A 16,732-nucleotide genomic window follows, 5' to 3' on the forward strand; every position below is an offset into this window, starting at 1 on the left:
TATCGAATGGCCTGCTTATGGTTCGAGTATAGGGATGACGGAAAGTGCGGCAACCCGGGGGATTTCCCTGTCCTCGCTTGTTAGTACGGACTCGATATCTGGAACTCAGTGCCCGCGATGCAAAACGGCCCCGGCGCGAAACATCGCACCGGGGCCGTTTGCGTTGGAACGTCGGCTGGTGGGGTTACATCAACCGTGCGTCGCGCGTCTCGCGCATGCACAGCACGCCAATCAGGCTCAGCACGGCAGCCGCCGACACGTACAGGCCGACCCACGACAGCCCGCCTTGCGCCGCGAGCATCTGCGCGATATACGGCGCCACCGATGCGCCGAGAATCCCGCCCAGGTTATACGCGACGCCCGCGCCCGTGTAGCGCACATTGGTCGGGAACAGTTCGGGCAGCAGCGCGCCCATCGGTGCGAACGTGACGCCCATCAGGAACAGTTCGATGATGAGAAACAGTTGCACGAGCGGCATCGAGCCGCTGCCGAGCAACGGCGCCATCGTGAAGCCCGACAGGATCGCCGCGATGCAGCCGACGATCAGCACCGGCTTGCGGCCGAAGCGATCGCTGGCCCACGCGGACAGCGGCGTGGCGAGCGCCATGAAGACGACGGCGACACACAGCATGCCAAGGAAGCTCTGCCGCGAGATGTGCAGCGCCGACACACCGTACGACAGCGAGAACACCGTCGAGATGTAGAACAGCGTGTAGCAGACGACCATCGCGAACGCGCCGAGGATCACGGGCCCGAGGTGTTTGCCGAGCAGCGTCGCGACGGGCACGCGAACGCGTTCCTGACGATCGATGGCCGCCTGGAACGCCGGCGTTTCCGCGATTTTCAGGCGCACGTACAGGCCGAGCGCGACCAGCACCGCGCTGACGATGAACGGCACGCGCCAGCCCCAGCTGCGGAACTGCTCGTCGGAGAGCGACAGCGCGAGGCCGAAGAACAGGCCGTTGGACGCGAGGAAGCCGATCGACGGTCCGAGTTGCGGGAACATGCCGAACCAGCCGCGTTTGCCGGCGGGCGCGTTTTCGGTGGCGAGCAGGGCGGCGCCGCCCCATTCGCCGCCGAGGCCGATGCCCTGGCCGAAGCGCAGCACGCACAGCAGGATCGGCGCGAGGCTGCCGATCGAATCGTAGCCGGGCACGAAGCCGATCAGCGTGGTCGACAGGCCCATCACCAGCAGCGACGCGACGAGCGTCGATTTGCGGCCGATGCGGTCGCCGAAGTGGCCGAACAGGAACGAGCCGATCGGTCGGGCAATGAACGCGATGCCGAACGTCACGAACGCCGACAGCGCCTGAGCCGTCGCCGAGCCGTGCGGGAAGAACACGGGACCGATGACGAGCGCCGCGGCTGTCGCGTAGACGTAGAAATCGTAGAACTCGATCGCGGTGCCGATGAAGCTCGCGAAGATCACGCGCGAGGCGCTGCTCTTGCTGCCCGCGCCGGGCTGGGCGCTGGAAAGGGGCGAGGTGGACATGCAGGGTCTCCAAATGTCGCGACGCAGCCGCGGGGCGGGCGGTGCGCCTTTGTGTGTCTGAGTGTAGGCGAAGCGGGAGCGCGCGCAATCGTGTGAACGACGGTGTGTCGGCGATGCGAGCGGACTCGCGACGCGAGACGTTGCACGTGCAACGAATCGACAGCTTGCCGCGCGCAAGCGAAGCGCGAAGCAAACCGGACGGACGCGCGCGCGGGTGGCGCGGCAACGTGACGGTCGGACCGCGCGACGCGAGCGGGTGAGCTGGCGGCGCGCAGCGAGGGCCGGAGATTCCGGCGGATATTTAAAAAATTATAGCGAGGGCGGCGGCCGGGCGGCAAGGCGGCGTGCCTTGCTGCCTGTTGAGCGTTCGTTCGGGTGACTTGTCTTGCGCTTCAATGCACGCCGACGGCATCGCGCATTCAATCGATCGTTTGTGCCTGCGGCGATGCGAACGTGCGCAGCTGGAACTTGCCGTTGTCGTTGAAGAGCCAGTCTTCGAACAGTTCGACCTGGCCTCTGCCGTTCAGCAATTTCGACGGCGGCAGCGGCAACGGCGCAGAGCGTCGGAGCGTGGCGAGCGCGGTGTTCTCCGCTTCATCGTCGCCGTTCGTGCGATACACGTTCGACGCGACGATCTGTCCATTGCGATCCACGACGAACGAAACGACGACGAGCGAACGCAGCATCGCTTGCGGGGTGCCGCGCAGCACATACGACGGGTTCCGTTCGACGATGCGTTGCGCAACAGCCGTGCGGTACTGATCGAGCGTCAGGCTGTTGATGGCGGCGGGTGGAGGCGCGACGCTTGCGGCTGGCTGCGGCGGCGTGACGGTGAAACTGCAGGCCGCGCCTAGAAGCATGAAGGCGAGTGCCGCGGCTCGCTTGAACGTCGGGTGGATGCGGCTGGGAAGCGAGAGGCTGGACATCGCAATAACTCGCACGCGAGATGTATGTTCATCGTAGACGATGCGTGTTGCGATTCAATGAGCGTTGGTACGGATGTGCGGGGTAGCGCGCGTTGGTTGTCGAGGATGTTTTGCGGAACGGATGTGCGCTCCATGCGCTCGTTCGCTGAGTGCGAGCCAACGTTGGAAGGAGAAATCGGTGAGCGAAGCCAGTGGAGCGTTCGTCAGTACGACAGGAGAATTACAAAGGCAAGGAAGCGATGATCGCCGGAGAAATTCCGACTGGATTTTTGGCGATCAGGAAGAGGCGCAACAGGAAAAAGCTGGCGGAGGGTGTGTCCGCCAATAAATAATCCGCCAGTTTCCGCGACATTCCACAAAATTGCATAATATCAATGGGTTGGTGTCATTTCATCACCGTAGCACGCTACAATATTCCGGCGCTATCCGCCACTTGGCGATGGGCTATACGATGGGCTGAAATGGCACTCACGGACAGGCAGGCAAAAGCACTACAGGCTGGCGACAAGCCAGTTTTCGACGGGAAAGTTACGGGCTTGCTTCTCACTCCCGGCAAGACAGGCAGCAAGTGGACGCTACGCTTCACGAGTCCAGTAACGGGCAAGCGCCGCGATGCAGGACTTGGCGTCTATCCCGAAGTATCGATTGCCGACGCGCGAGAGAAGGCACTCGCGATGCGCAAATTGATCGACGGCGGAGCCGATCCCATCGACGCGCGCAACCGCGAACAGCAAGCTGCCAGCGTCGCCGCTGCTGCGCTCACCTTCGAGAAGGCGGCGCGCGAGCTTCATGGCGAACTCAAACCCGGATGGAAGAACGCGAAGCACGCCGCGCAGTGGATCAGCACGCTTGAAGCCTACGCGTTTCCGAAGATCGGCAACAAACCGCTTGGCGCGATCACGCCCGCCGATTGCGCGGACGTGTTGCGGCCTATCTGGCTGGACAAGGCCGAAACCGCCAGCCGTACCCGCCAACGTATGCACGCCGTGATGCAGTGGGCCTGGGCTCACGGCCATATCGTCGCGAACCCGGTAAGCGTTGTTGACCATATATTGCCGAAGCAGGGGACGAAGAAAGAGCATCAACCGGCGATGCCCTGGCGCGATGTTCCCGCGTTCGCAAAGGCGCAACTTCGGGATATCGAACTCCGCGATAACACCCGTGCGGCCCTGCTGTTCCTGATTCTCACGGCGGCGAGAAGTGGCGAAGTGCGCGGCGCGACATGGGCGGAGTTTGACCTCAACGTAGGTATCTGGACGGTTTCCGGCGAGCGCATGAAGGCGAAGGAGCCGCATCGCGTCCCGCTCTCGGTGGCGGCGCTCGCGCTCGTCAAGCGGCTGAAAGAACAGAAACAACACGAGACGTTGGTGTTCCCGTCGCCGCGTGGCAAGGTGCTATCCGATATGACCTTGACGGCGCTACTTCGCCGCGTGAATGCAAAGAGCGATACGCCGGGCCGCGCCGCGACCGCGCACGGATTCCGAAGCTCATTCAGAGATTGGGCCAGCGAAAACGGCTATGCGCGCGACCTTGCCGAGCGGGCGCTCGCGCACACCATCGCGAACAAAGTTGAAGCGGCTTATCACCGCACGGATTTGCTCGAACAGCGACGGCCACTCATGGAGAAGTGGGCGGAACATGTCTGTTCGCAAAGGTAAAAGGGAAGTCTCTAGACTGACTGCTGCGTACTGCCGTCTCCCCCAAGCGGGAGAAACGGCTATGCGCACATGCCCAATAACAATTTAGGTCATGCCGCTACGTTCACTTCTTCTTTGGATCGTGAATCGGCAACGTGGGGTGCTTGGGTTTGGTTGGAGGATTCACGTGGTGCCTCCGGTCGTCTTTGCCATCTTCTCGTTTAGGTTTCGGGCCGGGGTTAATGCTCGTCATATTCATCGCTTCCTTTCCGTTGAAATGCAGTCATCATTCGCCATGCCGGGAAAATCTCACGCTCAAAGTAAGCGCGCAATTCCCACAGTCAATTTCGACGAATCGGGGAAAGATTTGGTATCGGACAACTCTGAAAATAGTTGGGGGTGTTGACGACTTGTGCTCGCCATTTCCCCTGCGCGCACAGTTTCCGATCAAGCTTTCGGGATTGGACCAGCGAAGGCGGCTACGCTCGCGATCTGGCGGAATGGGCGTTTGTACGTACTGTCGCGAACAAGGTTGAAGCGAGTTATCACCGAACTGATTTGCTTGAACAGCGCCGCCCGATGATGGAAGCGTGGGCGGCGCACGTGGGCGGCGACCGACTTGCGCAAAGGGTCACGGCTCCCTAGGGGCTAACTCGTCTTGCCGCGAAAACGTGAACGGATTTCCCGGGCTGGCGAAGCGAAGGCGGACGTCGTTGTTGGTGGGTGCAAAGTGTCCGCTCTTAAAAATGAAGTACGAGACGAGCAGGCCTATGCGTGTGTCTTGCGCCTCGTCCAGCAAATAACTGTTCTTTGGAAAAGTAAGTTGACCGTTCTTCGTTGCCACTATGGCTCGGCACGACGAGAGCAGACCCGGCAAATGCAGGAGCGGTCCACGACCTTTGGGCTGTAGTGGCTCAACTAGCAAATAGATTTGTGTATGACGATCTGCTTCGCCTGACCCGTTACTGTAACCTTGGACGCAAAGGGAGTCGGTGTGAAACTTTGCCCTAGGGGCCAAGAATGCACTGGCAGAAGGTGGATAGATGTCTGAGGCATGCTCTCCTGGAAAGGTCACAGCCTTCGCAAAAAAATAGGCTCGATCATTGACCGTGATTCGATTGCTTGAAATTACAATGTGTATCAGTTTCCCGTCCAAATCAGATTGCAATTCAGTATAGATTCCAGGTTCTCCGGGATTGGCGTAAGCAGCACTATCGCCGGATGCAATTGGAACCTCAAACACCGCTCTAGGCTGGGCAGTGTAGAAGGTGTCGTAATCATCGTAACTCTTTGATGCGCACGCCCCACCTGCATATGCGGCCAGAATAGCCGACAACACCGCAATCGCAAGCGTCATCTGTATGACTTTCCATCAGCGGCTTTCAGGTAATCGGAATTGTGAGCCCAGAAAACAGTCTCGCCGTGCACGTCAATAAAGACCGACCGTTAAAATTGTATTGAATTTATTACTCTTCCATCAGTAATATTAACCACCCCACTAATATGGGCTGCGAAATTTGATTCCAGCAAATCGCCAAATGCCACGGGCGATATATGTGGCTTTTTGAAGTCAACTTCATCCATAACAACACTTCCGCTCATATGTCGCCAGAATTGAGCGTACTCCATGCAGTAAAGAAAAATATCGTCGCCAATTTTGCTATTATGCACAAGCAAAACTCCTATGCTTTGCCGATTTGAGGCATCGTCATCTTTTATAAAAAAATACGACCCATTTTCCATTTATTTCTTCCTTCCATGCGCGCTTATTCAGGGAATGCAGTTACTACTTTATTTGTACCTTTCTCAACGACTATTTTTATGGTGTTGAGAGTCGCCCCACTTCCCAATTTTCCGCCTTGAGTTCCCGCATTGGGGAATGGGATTGTATATGTTTCCCTCCTTCCTGGAGAGGTGGGAGTAATTCCCATGTCCTTGGCTTTTTTCCATGCTTGTTGCACCATGTGCATAGGGTTTTCAGAAAATATTCCATGCAAATCTTTTGTCACGTCATCAGCACCGTGAAGTTTCACATGCTCTTTCCGAGAAAGTCCTGCCGGATCAAAGCCGCTCCAGTCTAATGGAGCGTCTGGGCCGCATTTTAAGCCGAGAGGATCAACCCATCCAATGATATTGGGTGCGAACTGATAGGGATTCTGCCCGCCTTCGAGCCCAATCGGATCCTGACTAATGAATGATCCAGTGTTGGGATCAAAGTACCGATGCCGGTTATAGTGCAGCCCCGACTCGTCATCGAAGTACTGTCCGGCCAACCGAATCGGCTGCTCAATCCGATGCGTCTCAACGTGATCGACCCTGCCCGTGACAGCGTAGTGCGCTTCCCAGACGATACCACCATCCGCATCGCGCAGGCGGACGGGCGCACCGTTCGGGTCGGTCTGGTAGAAGTAAAGTTGCTTAGATACACCGTCATCCGCCTGCAATGCCAGTGGCGCGAAGCTGCCCAGATGATACGCGTAGAAGTGTGCGGAAAGCGGACCGTGTGCCACCTGCCGCCGCACTTCACCAGCCATCGCGTCGCCATCCCACAGGAACCACGTCTGCGATCCCTGCTGGCTGTGCGTCGCGCCTGGCCTGCGCACGTCGAGCGCCAGCTTGCCAATGCGTCGCCCCAGCGCATCGTACTGGTACGCCCACCGCTCGTTGCGCGTGTTCTCGAACCGCACCATCCGCCCGAACGCATCCCATTCGAAGGCCTGGACGCCGTGTTCGCGACCCTGCCTTGTGACGAGCTGCCCCGCTGCGTCGAGTTGCCACACCCCGCCGTCCGCGTGCTGCAACTGGCGTCCGTGTTCATCGTCGCGCACGACCCTGAAACGATCCCCATGCGCGTCATGGAAGAAATGTTTCAGGCGTCCGGCTGGATCGGTATGTTCAACAATGCGACCCAGCGGATCATAGCGAAACAGGTCGTGTCCCAGGCGGCTGTCTCTGCGTCCGGTGAGGTTGCCGCTGATGTCGTATTCAAAACGCGTTTCGTCGTCACGGTGACCCGCGCTGCGCGTGGCATGACGGCTCAGGCGTCCCGCGCGGTCGTATTCGTAGCCATGTTCGAGGTGGGTCGTGAACTGTGTGCGCGCCAACCGTCCCGCAACATCACGCGTAAAGCGGATAGGCTCGTGACCGTCAATCTGGACCGACTGGGGCTGACCGAGCGCATCATAGGTGTAGGCCAGTGTCTGCCCGAAGGTGGGATCGGCAGCTTGCAGCGTGCGTTTCTGGTCGCTCAGGCGGCCCGCCGCATTGTAGACGTATGCTAGCGTGCCCCTGGCATCGGCATGCTGCTGCGTTTCTTCCGTCAGGCGACCGTCTGCATCAAAGTCCCGCTCGACCGTAGCGTACCCGTTGCGCGCAAGGGTCAACTGGCCTCGCCGGTTATACGCGAATTCCTCGTTTTCGGTGCCGCCCTCAACTGTGCGCCGCGTGATTCGCCCCAGCGGATCGCACGTCACCGCGAGCACATTGCCCAGCGGGTCGATGCTCTGCGTCAGATGTCCTGCCGGGTTGTAGGTGTAGCGGCGTGAGCGACCGTCGTATCCCACTTCCTCGATAAGGCGGCCGGCCGCATCGCGGTTCAGATGCCACGTCTGTCCCAACGCGTTGGTCACGCCGACGAGCTGTTCCTCGGTGTCGTAGCGATAGCGCGTGATGCTGCCATCCGCTTCGGTGCGGCTAGCCAGCCGCCCCTGTCCGTAATAGCCGAAGCGCGTGACGTGGCCAGCTTCGTCGGTGTATTGCGTGAGGTTATCCTCAGCATCGTATTCACAGCGCACGAAGCGCGCGCCCGGCAGCGTACAGGCCGTGAGTCGCCCCCTGGCGTCCCACGAATAGAAGGCGGGTTCTTCGCCAGGCGATCGCCGCTCAACGAGTTTGCCGTGCGCATCATGCCGCAGCCGGGTAGTGCGCCCAACCGGGTCTGTCAGGGTCGTGAGATAACCCAGCGGATCATAGGTGAGCGTGGTGACCTGTTGGCCTGCGTCACGCACCTGCACGAGCTGGCCGCGAGCGTCATAGCCGAATTCCGTGACGATGCCCGAAGGCGTCGTCTGTTCCGTCAGCCTGCCGCACGAATCCCACGCCTGTTTCCATACACCGCCCTCGGGATCGGTGATGGCAACAGGCCGCAGTTCGTCATCGTATTCGGTACGCGTGGCGCTGCGATCAGGCAGGGTATGGCCAATGAGACTGCCACACAGATCGTATTCCCATCGGGTCCGGTATCCGGCAGGGTCCACTTCCTCGATCGTGCGTCCGAGCCCGTCATAGCGATAGCTTGATACGCCGCCCAGCGGATTCGTCAGCATGACGGGCAGACCGCGCTCATCACATTGCAGGCGCGTGAGGCCGCCGAGCGAATCGGTGATGTGCGTTTCCCGGTAGGTCAGATCGTATTCAAAGCGGTAGTCGTAAAGGCCGCCATCGCCCCACGCGTGATCGACGCGCCAGCGGCCATCATCGTGCTTTTGATGCGAGTAATAGAACGACAGGCCGTTGCGGTCGGTATGACGCACGATCCGGTGTGCCGCGTCGTATTCGAAGCGGTACGGCTCGTCAAGCGCGTCATGAACCGCGACCAGATCACCGGACGCCCTCTGCCGGTAGCGCACGAGCGGCCAGACGTGTCCTTGCGCATCGTGCAGCGTGATCGCGCCCAGACATCCGCGTACGTCCCCGGCCTTGCACTGCACAGTGCGGCCCGTGGGCGCATCGCCCGACCATTCCGCGAAAAGAAGCGACCCCTGTGCGTCTCCCGTCCCGATGCGCCACGCGTTTCCGTTCAGGTCGTTGAACTGTTCCGGCCACAGCCTGAGCGGTCGCTGCGGATTGGCGGCGAGTGCCTGCTCGCGCCAGTGGCCGGGAAGCGGAAAACGGTATTCATGCCCGTCACGCGAGCGCACGATAAAGTGACCGTCGCCGTCACGATACAGCGCATGACCACCGACGCCTTCAATGATGCGTGCAGCCCAGCCTTCGTCTGCCGGAAGCTGGTCGAAGCAGACCCACTGGTCGGGGAAACGGACGAGTCCGCCGATCTCATCATCGTGCGCAAACAGCTCGAAGCGGATGTCGGCGGGCGACTGCCAGCCGTAGCCCGGTGCGCCCGGCTGAGCATCATGGCCCGCATAGTAACGATCCCACACCAGCGGTAGCCGTCCCGGCACGGTGAAGTCGTGCTGCTGCACGACAACTTCGCCGGTGATACCGTTGACGGGTTCACCGAAGGCCCATTTCGCGACTTTCTTGACGACCTTGCCCCACAGGCCGTCACCCACGCGGTCCTGAATCGCCTTCGACACCTTGCAGAACCTGGGCTCTTTCTTCATGCCATGCGCGTGTGCCGCCTGCATGGCCATGCCCGCCAGCGCTGCGATGCTCGGTACGGGCGGGCCGCCCACCAGCACGGGACGGCCAGCGGGAACGGGCAGCATGACCGAGGTGGGCAGCGACGACGCGCCGCGTTTCGTGTGCTCGCTGTTATGCGAGAGCGACAACATGCCCGCGAACCAGCACGTCAGCGCGGGCAGCACGGCATAGGCCATCGGATCGCCGTTGGCGCGTACCGTCATGCTGCCGAGGAACGCTTCCCCATTGCCGGCCGGTTTGGGAGCATCGGGACCGGTGAAGATACCGCCGATCGGAAAATGCAAGCCCGGCGTGTGCATGGTCTGCGTGCCGGCCGTGGAGCGCATCAGGCCGTTGACCCAGATCGGGCCGCCCCCGCCGCCGGCCGCCATCGAGACGGCCATCGCGCCTGCCGCGACTGCCGCCGCGCCGATACTGCGCATGCCCAGCTTGACAATGGAAGCTGCTCCCATCGCCATCATGCCTATCGAAACCATGCTGCCCACGCCCTCGGGCAGGCACGACAGGTATTCAGCCGGGTCCAGTACGAAGCCCACGTGCGGGTGCGGTATCGGCAGGACAACGCCCGCAGGCGTCTGGATCATGTGTACGTCCACGCCCACGACGGGCGTGAGATGGGTCACCGCCAGCATGCCCATTACGCCGTCCCTCCCGGGGGGCCAGATGTATCGGGCATGTCGGCCATGATTTGCGCGGTGACGGCTTCGGGCGGTAGCGGTTTGATAGTCTCAGTCCAGTTCTCGCCATACAGGATGCGCAGCCGGTGCGTCAGCTCGCCACGCCGACGATGAAACGTGCCAACGCGCGTAAGCGCCTGCTGTGCGACGTGCTGGACGTTGCTGTTGGCACGCAGCGCCGGGTCGATCCACGCGCCGAAATCAAGCGCGCGGAAATTCGCCGCCAGCGCATCTTCCTGACGCCGCATCTGGTTCATGCACTCACCGACCATGCGCCACGCTTCGACGGCGAGAACGCCGTCCCTGTCTGCTTCAGCGAACGATGCGGCCCGCTCGTAACGTTCGGCAGCATGGCGATGGTTGCCCTGCATCCAGTACGCACTGGCTTCACCGAACAGGCTGTTGACGGCGAGCTTTCTGGCCGCCGGATGAGCCGCGTCGATAGCCTGATGCGCGGCCTGCGTGGCCTGTTCGTAGGCGGCAAGCGCCTGGGCTGGCTCGTTCCACTTCAGCCAGGCCGCCCCCACAAGCAGATGAACGGTCACGCTCTGGTCGAACCAGCGTTGTTGCTGTGTGACCGTCAGCGCTTCGGCACGCAAGCGTTCAAGCCGCGCGACATCACCGCGTTCAAGGACCTCGTTCAGTTCTACGAACAGGCGAAGGAAATCACCCTGCGGACCACGCTGGCCTGATTCGACAACCAGTTCGCGCGGCAGTGTTTCCGTGCCATAGCGGCCTTGCAAAAGCATCACCTGCTGGGGTCGGCGCTTGCGCAACCCTGCAAGCGCTTCGGCATCCGTGCCTGTCAGCACGAAACGCAGGCGCGCAGCTTGCCAGGCGTCACGTTCGGTATAGCCCAGCAGCGTATCTAGCCAGCGCTCAAGCGCGTCGGGCTTGCTGATCCGCCCCGGTTCGAGAATCAGCACCAGCTCCGGGAACACGTCCGGGTGATGACGCATCAGGCTGCCCGTGATCCGCAGCAGGTAGGGTGTCGCCGCTTCATCCCGTCCCCGGACAGGCGGCACCCAGTCCGCCGTGACGCCTCCTGCCTGTGAAGTCGCCTTGCGATCTTCATACCACGCGACGATTTCATCGGCGAGAGCGGCGGCGTACAGGTCAGCGTCTACGAAACCGGTGTAGAGGCGCAGCACTGCGCTGGACAGCCTGTCCTGTCGCTGGAAGTAGGTGTCAAGCATGCGCCGGTCGGCTTCGCTGGTTTGCCAGTACATCAGACGGGCATGGCTGTGTGTGGCGAAGATCATCCAGTCATCGTGAACCGCCATGAACCGGCGCTCGACGGGATTGGTCGGATGCCAGTTGCTCATGCTTTTACATCCACCGTCGCGGGACGGCACTCACGCCATCCCGGACTTGCGAGCCCTTCCGGCTGGTGGATGAGGCAGAAGGAACGGCAACACGGATCAGACTGCGCGGACTGCGGGCAATGCATGGGACCAGCTCCTTTCTTGTGATCGTTATTGCTGCGGATGCTTGCGCGCGCAGCCGCCCGCGCGCGAATGCGCCAATGTCAGCCTGGCAGTGGATGTTGCCAATCAGAGAAGTCCGAAGTTGCGCGGCCCGCACCGGACTCTATTTACTTTGCATGAGTGCGGTTCCTGCGAGCTGCGGATACCTTCCAGCTCAGTCCCGCTCGATCGGCCTGCCCGGTGCCGATTCGGTATCGGCCAGCAGCGGGCCGACATCCTTCGTTGCGGCCTGTGCGTCATGTCGTCGCCGAGCCTCGGCAACTGTGCGCTTCCATTCGGCTGGCGTGGCTCGCTCGCGGCAAATCTGAATTAGTAGCTCGCCGAGGTCGAGAGACTTCTTTGCGACGCCAAGCCTGCCCCGCATAAGACGCAATTCGTTTTGCAGAAGCGTCACGCGGGCTTTAGCCTTGCCGTGTTCCGTTGAGCCCGGCGGAAAGAAGCTGGCAGATTGCTCGGCAGCGGCGAGCGCGCTCACAAGGTCGGCGCGTTGTCGCTCCAGTGCTTCGCGCTCACGTGAGACGGCGTCAGTGGCAGAAAGAAGAGATTGGGATTGCTCGGGGCGAGCGGGAACGTGGCGCATGATGCGGCCTCCTGTATCGGGTAATAAACCCGACTGCCCCGACGCCAATCGGGGTGGCCGGGCGCAAGGCAAGGTTGGCGTACCGGCGATACAGGAAACCGGCGAGCGCAAGCGCTCCCTCACCAAGACCCGACCATAGGGCGCTTGATGCGGGCATAAAAAAACCGCCGGTCGGCGGTTGCCCGCCTGTATCGTTCCTGGACGCCAATCCAGGATCACGGTGTTTCCGTGATGTTTGGAGTATAGCGCACGCCGTTACGGCTTCTGACTGGTGGCGGATCACCCGTTCACGAAATCAGGCTGCGGCTCGCCAAGTTCCTGAAGCTGACGATAGACGTACTCGGCCAGCAACATCGCCACGGCGTCCACCTCTACACCCAACTCGGCGGCAATGAACGGCGCGACCTTCGATGGCCACGCGAGCCACGCATCGCGCGCAGCGCGGAATATGTCGAACACCACGGCCTCGGCCTGCGCCAGTTCGATCAGGCTCCCTTCGCGCTGTTCGTATTCGAGCTTGCGCAGCATCGCCGCATAGTGCTCCTTCAGACGCAGCGCTTCCGCCAGCGGCAACATGCCCGGCAAGGAATCGGATTCGCGTCCTGCCGGGGTTTGCGCCGTCGCGTTGTCTTGGGCGTCAGCCCGCACATCCTTCGCGAGCGTGCGGCGGTTCGGTTTGCGCCAGGCCGTGCCGATCATTGCCGTATCAATCAGCCCGTCCGCGCCGCGTTCCAGCGCCCCGCGTGCAAGCGCGCGGCGAATCTGTTTGACATCGCAACCGGCGCGGCGCGCGAATTCCGATGCGCTGATTCGTTCGTTCACGATGTTGTCCCAGGACAAGTTTCGATACCCACAGCTACGCCGGAATCGCGGTCTGCGCAACCCGCGTGACAAATGGTGCCGGGAAGGACCCGAATGACGCGCCCGTATCGAGCGCAACCTGATACCGCCACCGACAAGAAGTTCCGGGCGCATCCTCCATGCTGCCGCACACCGCCTTTTTTCTGGCCGGAAGGTTCAGCGGTCCAGCCGTTTTTTGCATTCGCGCAAGAGTGCGTTCAATTCGCGAAGTTCGGCCCGCCATCTTGCGGACCTCATGCCGTGCATGGTCGCGTTGCTCGCGGATACGGCCTTGCCCGCCTCAGTGCGCGGTCCCGTCGAACTTTCCCACGGCTTCCAGCGTCGGATCGCTTCGGCCTGCTGCGCCCGCTGTTGCGGCGTCCAGTGTCGTCCCATGATCGTCCGGTAATAGTTCGTTCGAAGGATTCGCGGAATCTTCCGCGCGCGCGTGATGCCAGGGCGGCGCGCCGCCGTCTTTTGTGTGGTTGTTCACCTGTTGCGGACCGTGTGCGATGTTCGCCTGATTGACGAACGCCACCGCGCGCGGGTTCTTCAGTTCCGCTAGCGCTTCGAGCGTCGCGCGGCTTTGCGCCTGCGCTTTGAGCGCCATCGCCATGTTCACCTGAAACTGGTTCAGGTATTCGCAGTGCGCGGCCTTGCGTGCAAGCTGATTGAAGATCATGTCCAGCGTGTTCGCCTGGGCGACGAGCATCCGCTCGACGCCGCGCATGTCGCCATCGATGATGTCTTCCGCCAGCGATGCCAAGCGCTGCGAATAGGCGTCAATATCCGTATGTGGCCCGAACATGTGCTCAACGTAAGGCTGTACGGCACCCGCCGCGCGCAGCGCCGGACTGTGCGCGACACGCGCGCCGAGGGCCATCGACTCGCGCCTCGCCGCTTCGGACGCCCCGATGCCATTCGTCCCGTTCGCTCCGGTGGCCGCGTTCGCGCCTGTCTTCTTTCTGACCTTCACCGTCATGGTGTTGCCTCCGTCCGTCACCTTGCCATCCACATCATGCCCTGCGCGTGCAGCTTCGTTTCGTTCCCAAACAGGAGCCATCGCAGCCGGGGCACGCGTGCCGGTCGTCCAAACCTTCGAGCTTCCACGACCGCGCCGCCAGCAGCGCGCGCGCCTCGGTCTCCGCGCGGCGCTCGATCACCTTCGAATGAAAGTATTCGATGTTCGGCAACAGGTCCGACAGCGGCCCGCGCACGGCGCGCGACATGATCCCGTTGAAGCGCTCGCGCGGCCAGCCTTCTGCGTTCGCGATCTCGGCAATCATCGCGAACAGTCCGGCGCGAAGTCGCCGCACATTGTCCGCCGCGAGGTGCGGCCCCCAAGGCAGGTAGGGGCCTCTGAGTGGGTCAACCAGCGCTCCGGCGCAGTCATCGTCATCGGGCTGGGTCTGCGGATCATTGGCCGCTTGCCTGGCTGGCGGCTCGTCAATGACGGCACCGCCTGTTCCGCCCGTCAGCAGGTACTTCATGATTTCCGGCTTGCGCGCCGCAAGCTCCGGCCTGATCGTCGCGACGCTATGCGCGGGTCCCTCGATGCCAATGCGTTCGCCCTCGATCCAGAGCGAGACACCCAGGGCGGCGGCGCGCTCCACAAGCTCGGCGGCGCTCATACCGAATCCTTCACGCGGTCATCGTCGTCCGGCGGCTCTTTTTTTCCCGAAGATTCCAACTCCGTATTGCTGAAATCTTCGGCAAAACCGCCCAAAGGGGCAGACCGCAAACCCGCGCCGCTACCGAAGATTTCACGACCTCCCGAAGATTTCACACCACAGAGTCCAGAAATCTTCGTGAAATCTTCGCCGCCTGAAATCTTCGGCAACGCCCAGCGCCAGCCGCCTTTCATGCCAGCCTTTTCCTTTTCGACGCCAAGCTCGTGCGCGGCGCGAAACATCGTCGACCAGCTATAGCCAGCCCCGTCCGCATCTTTCCTGATAGAGCGCGCATCGACCGGGCCGTTCGCCAGCAGTCCGGCCAGAAACTCTCGCGCCTCGTCGCGCAGGCTCCGGCGTTCGTCGTCGTCCTGCTCCACTTCGCCCAGGATTTCGCGCGCGCTGCCCTCGATGCGTTCGCCCCACACCACGGCGTTTGTGCGGATGCCCGGCGCGACCTCGACGCGCTCCAGCGCATAGGTAAAGCCGCCGTCGTCCGGCGCGATGTTGGACTTCGCGCGGGCCAGAATGCGGCGCTCCGCGCCTTCCTCTTTCACCGTGACCAGCACCATGCGGGCGAGCGCGCCGAACGCCTGGGAGCCGATCACGCGCTCCACCGGCGTCTTGCCGCCCGATCCCTTGGCGAAGTGAGAAATGCCGATCACGGCTACGCCGTGACGCGTGGCCAGGTCAACCAGCGGTTGCAGATCGCGGCGCACATCGTTGGCGCGGTGCGCGTCGCCGCCCACGGCGCTCATCACCGGATCGACGATCAGCAGGCGCACGTCGCCCATACCGGCCATGCGCGCGTTCAGCAGCGGCATGTCGCGAGCCGGATCGAACGGCACCAGCTCGCCGTCTGTTCTCGCCACGTTGCGCACGAAGTGGATTTTCGCCAGGTCCGCCCCCGCCGCCATCAGGCGCGGCACCAGCGTATCGCCGACATCATCTTCGCTACTCCACATCAACACCTGGCCGGGGTGTGTGCAGGTGCTTCCGTCCGGCCACGCGCCGCCGCGCGACACGACAGCGGCGAGATTGATTGCGAGCGTGGTTTTGCCGGTTCCCGCCGCGCCCGCCAGGATCGTCAGCTTGCCCGCCGGGAGCCAGTCCGGCCACAGCCAGGTAACGGGCTGCGGCTTCACGTCCGCCGCACACTGAAGCAGGACGGCGGCGGGTTCCTCTGCCGGTTGACCGTTGGCCATTGCATCGCTGTTCGCCTTGCGCGCTGTGACCTTCGCGCCAGTGATCTTCTCTGTCGCTATCTGTGCGCCCTGTGCGGCACGCTGTCGTCCGCGCTCAATCTGTTCGCGGCGGTTGTCGTTCAACTCGATCAGGGCGGCGGCGTGCATCAGATCAGCCTCCTTCTCGCTTTGGCTTCTCATAGCACTCCCTTGTGCGAGCGCTGTTCGAGTGCTTCCCACAGCGAGCCGCGCGCATATTGCTCCACCCATTCGCGATGCTCGCGCCACTCACCGGGCGTCATGCAGCGCTCGCAGCGGGCCAGTTCCTTTTCTATGAGACGTTCAAAGCACGCGACTAGCGCTTCCGCCCTGCGGCGGCTCGCGCCATTCGCAACACGCGCGGCCAGCGGATTGCGCGGCGTACCTGTGACGGCCGCATTGCTTTCGATCAATCGAACGGCAACACGGCGCGATTCAGCGTAAGAAGGAAGCTCTCCGCGCCACCGCGCCCAGAATTCGGCGCGCGCCGCCGCCAGCGCTTCGGCGTCATCGGGCGGCGCGGTCTGCGACTGAACGTCGGCGGCGTCCATTACCTGCCACCGGACTGAGCGCGGCTGGCGTCGATCTGCTGCTGCACCCAGCCAATAACTTCAGCCTCGATCCAGCGCACGGACGCGCTGCCGATCGTGACGGGCTTCGGGAAGTCGCCGCGCGCAATACGGTCATAAAGGGCGCTGCGCTGAAGTCCGGTTATCTCCGAGACGCGAGAACGGGGAATCAGAATGGGGATGGTTCGATCAGCCATGTGTTCACCTCAAAGAGTGAGGCGCGCGCCGGAATAGCGCGGCATGGGC

The 16,732-nt window shown here is 62.1% G+C and carries 15 protein-coding genes; 2 read left to right on the forward strand and 13 right to left on the reverse strand.

Going from position 1 to position 16,732, the window contains the following annotated elements; all coding sequences use genetic code 11:
- Positions 1-184 precede the first annotated feature (184 nt).
- Together QEN71_RS03550 and QEN71_RS03555 are read right to left on the reverse strand one after the other, a co-directional pair.
- Positions 185-1,492: an MFS transporter gene (locus QEN71_RS03550; RefSeq protein WP_201652975.1), complete on the reverse strand. Its 1,308-nt coding sequence runs from the start codon at positions 1,490-1,492 to the stop codon at positions 185-187.
- A 419-nt stretch (positions 1,493-1,911) separates the two neighbouring features.
- Positions 1,912-2,418 (reverse strand): energy transducer TonB, encoded by a 507-nt coding sequence (locus tag QEN71_RS03555; protein ID WP_201652978.1) that lies wholly within the window; start codon positions 2,416-2,418, stop codon positions 1,912-1,914.
- Between the two features lie 178 nt (positions 2,419-2,596).
- Between QEN71_RS03555 and QEN71_RS03560 the strand changes: the two genes are divergently transcribed.
- Together QEN71_RS03560 and QEN71_RS03565 are read left to right on the forward strand one after the other, a co-directional pair.
- On the forward strand, positions 2,597-2,746 hold the full coding sequence (locus QEN71_RS03560) for a hypothetical protein (RefSeq protein WP_201652980.1): 150 nt from the start codon (positions 2,597-2,599) through the stop codon (positions 2,744-2,746).
- A gap of 133 nt (positions 2,747-2,879) precedes the next feature.
- On the forward strand, positions 2,880-4,076 hold the full coding sequence (locus tag QEN71_RS03565; protein WP_201652983.1) for a tyrosine-type recombinase/integrase: 1,197 nt from the start codon (positions 2,880-2,882) through the stop codon (positions 4,074-4,076).
- Between the two features lie 610 nt (positions 4,077-4,686).
- Here QEN71_RS03565 and QEN71_RS03570 read toward each other — a convergent pair.
- The 11 genes from QEN71_RS03570 to QEN71_RS03620 all read right to left on the reverse strand — a co-directional run bounded on the left by QEN71_RS03570 (position 4,687) and on the right by QEN71_RS03620 (position 16,683).
- Positions 4,687-5,412 (reverse strand): hypothetical protein, encoded by a 726-nt coding sequence (locus QEN71_RS03570; protein WP_201652986.1) that lies wholly within the window; start codon positions 5,410-5,412, stop codon positions 4,687-4,689.
- Between the two features lie 89 nt (positions 5,413-5,501).
- Positions 5,502-5,798 carry a hypothetical protein gene (locus QEN71_RS03575; RefSeq protein ID WP_201652989.1) on the reverse strand — a complete coding sequence of 99 codons (297 nt, stop codon included), beginning with the start codon at positions 5,796-5,798 and terminating at the stop codon, positions 5,502-5,504.
- 23 nt (positions 5,799-5,821) lie between these two features.
- The gene (locus QEN71_RS03580; protein ID WP_290468234.1) at positions 5,822-10,072 is read right to left on the reverse strand and encodes an RHS repeat-associated core domain-containing protein; all 4,251 of its coding nucleotides are present in this window, start codon (positions 10,070-10,072) and stop codon (positions 5,822-5,824) included.
- 5 nt (positions 10,073-10,077) lie between these two features.
- Entirely contained in the window at positions 10,078-11,442 is a 1,365-nt protein-coding gene (locus QEN71_RS03585) for a tetratricopeptide repeat protein (protein ID WP_201652995.1), read from the reverse strand.
- Between the two features lie 316 nt (positions 11,443-11,758).
- Positions 11,759-12,184 (reverse strand): hypothetical protein, encoded by a 426-nt coding sequence (locus tag QEN71_RS03590; RefSeq protein ID WP_233471966.1) that lies wholly within the window; start codon positions 12,182-12,184, stop codon positions 11,759-11,761.
- Between the two features lie 279 nt (positions 12,185-12,463).
- Entirely contained in the window at positions 12,464-13,006 is a 543-nt protein-coding gene (locus QEN71_RS03595) for a hypothetical protein (protein WP_201652998.1), read from the reverse strand.
- A 319-nt stretch (positions 13,007-13,325) separates the two neighbouring features.
- Complete coding sequence (locus tag QEN71_RS03600; RefSeq protein ID WP_233471967.1) at positions 13,326-14,006, reverse strand: hypothetical protein; 681 nt, start codon at positions 14,004-14,006, stop codon at positions 13,326-13,328.
- A 34-nt stretch (positions 14,007-14,040) separates the two neighbouring features.
- The gene (locus QEN71_RS03605) at positions 14,041-14,655 is read right to left on the reverse strand and encodes a TubC N-terminal docking domain-related protein (protein ID WP_201653001.1); all 615 of its coding nucleotides are present in this window, start codon (positions 14,653-14,655) and stop codon (positions 14,041-14,043) included.
- Positions 14,652-15,899, reverse strand: a complete 1,248-nt coding sequence (locus QEN71_RS03610) for an AAA family ATPase (RefSeq protein WP_233471968.1) — start codon at positions 15,897-15,899, stop codon at positions 14,652-14,654. Before QEN71_RS03610 ends, QEN71_RS03605 begins: the two co-directional genes overlap by 4 nt.
- Before the next feature lie 176 nt (positions 15,900-16,075).
- Positions 16,076-16,468 carry a hypothetical protein gene (locus QEN71_RS03615; RefSeq protein WP_201653004.1) on the reverse strand — a complete coding sequence of 131 codons (393 nt, stop codon included), beginning with the start codon at positions 16,466-16,468 and terminating at the stop codon, positions 16,076-16,078.
- Entirely contained in the window at positions 16,468-16,683 is a 216-nt protein-coding gene (locus QEN71_RS03620; RefSeq protein ID WP_201653007.1) for a helix-turn-helix transcriptional regulator, read from the reverse strand. Before QEN71_RS03620 ends, QEN71_RS03615 begins: the two co-directional genes overlap by 1 nt.
- Positions 16,684-16,732 lie beyond the last annotated feature (49 nt).

Origin of the sequence: Paraburkholderia sabiae (assembly GCF_030412785.1) — a bacterium.
GTDB classification, from domain to species: Bacteria; Pseudomonadota; Gammaproteobacteria; order Burkholderiales; family Burkholderiaceae; genus Paraburkholderia; species Paraburkholderia sabiae.

Bases quoted from the DNA above. Each gene is read 5' to 3' on its own strand.
- QEN71_RS03600 (WP_233471967.1), bottom strand. From the start codon at position 14,006: ATGACGGTGAAGGTCAGAAAGAAGACAGGCGCGAACGCGGCCACCGGA.
- QEN71_RS03620 (WP_201653007.1), bottom strand. From the start codon at position 16,683: ATGGCTGATCGAACCATCCCCATTCTGATTCCCCGTTCTCGCGTCTCG.
- QEN71_RS03615 (WP_201653004.1), bottom strand. From the start codon at position 16,468: ATGGACGCCGCCGACGTTCAGTCGCAGACCGCGCCGCCCGATGACGCC.
- QEN71_RS03585 (WP_201652995.1), bottom strand. From the start codon at position 11,442: ATGAGCAACTGGCATCCGACCAATCCCGTCGAGCGCCGGTTCATGGCG.
- QEN71_RS03575 (WP_201652989.1), bottom strand. From the start codon at position 5,798: ATGGAAAATGGGTCGTATTTTTTTATAAAAGATGACGATGCCTCAAAT.
- QEN71_RS03570 (WP_201652986.1), bottom strand. From the start codon at position 5,412: ATGACGCTTGCGATTGCGGTGTTGTCGGCTATTCTGGCCGCATATGCA.
- QEN71_RS03590 (WP_233471966.1), bottom strand. From the start codon at position 12,184: ATGCGCCACGTTCCCGCTCGCCCCGAGCAATCCCAATCTCTTCTTTCT.
- QEN71_RS03580 (WP_290468234.1), bottom strand. From the start codon at position 10,072: ATGCTGGCGGTGACCCATCTCACGCCCGTCGTGGGCGTGGACGTACAC.
- QEN71_RS03610 (WP_233471968.1), bottom strand. From the start codon at position 15,899: ATGGCCAACGGTCAACCGGCAGAGGAACCCGCCGCCGTCCTGCTTCAG.
- QEN71_RS03555 (WP_201652978.1), bottom strand. From the start codon at position 2,418: ATGTCCAGCCTCTCGCTTCCCAGCCGCATCCACCCGACGTTCAAGCGA.
- QEN71_RS03605 (WP_201653001.1), bottom strand. From the start codon at position 14,655: ATGAGCGCCGCCGAGCTTGTGGAGCGCGCCGCCGCCCTGGGTGTCTCG.
- QEN71_RS03550 (WP_201652975.1), bottom strand. From the start codon at position 1,492: ATGTCCACCTCGCCCCTTTCCAGCGCCCAGCCCGGCGCGGGCAGCAAG.
- QEN71_RS03565 (WP_201652983.1), top strand. From the start codon at position 2,880: ATGGCACTCACGGACAGGCAGGCAAAAGCACTACAGGCTGGCGACAAG.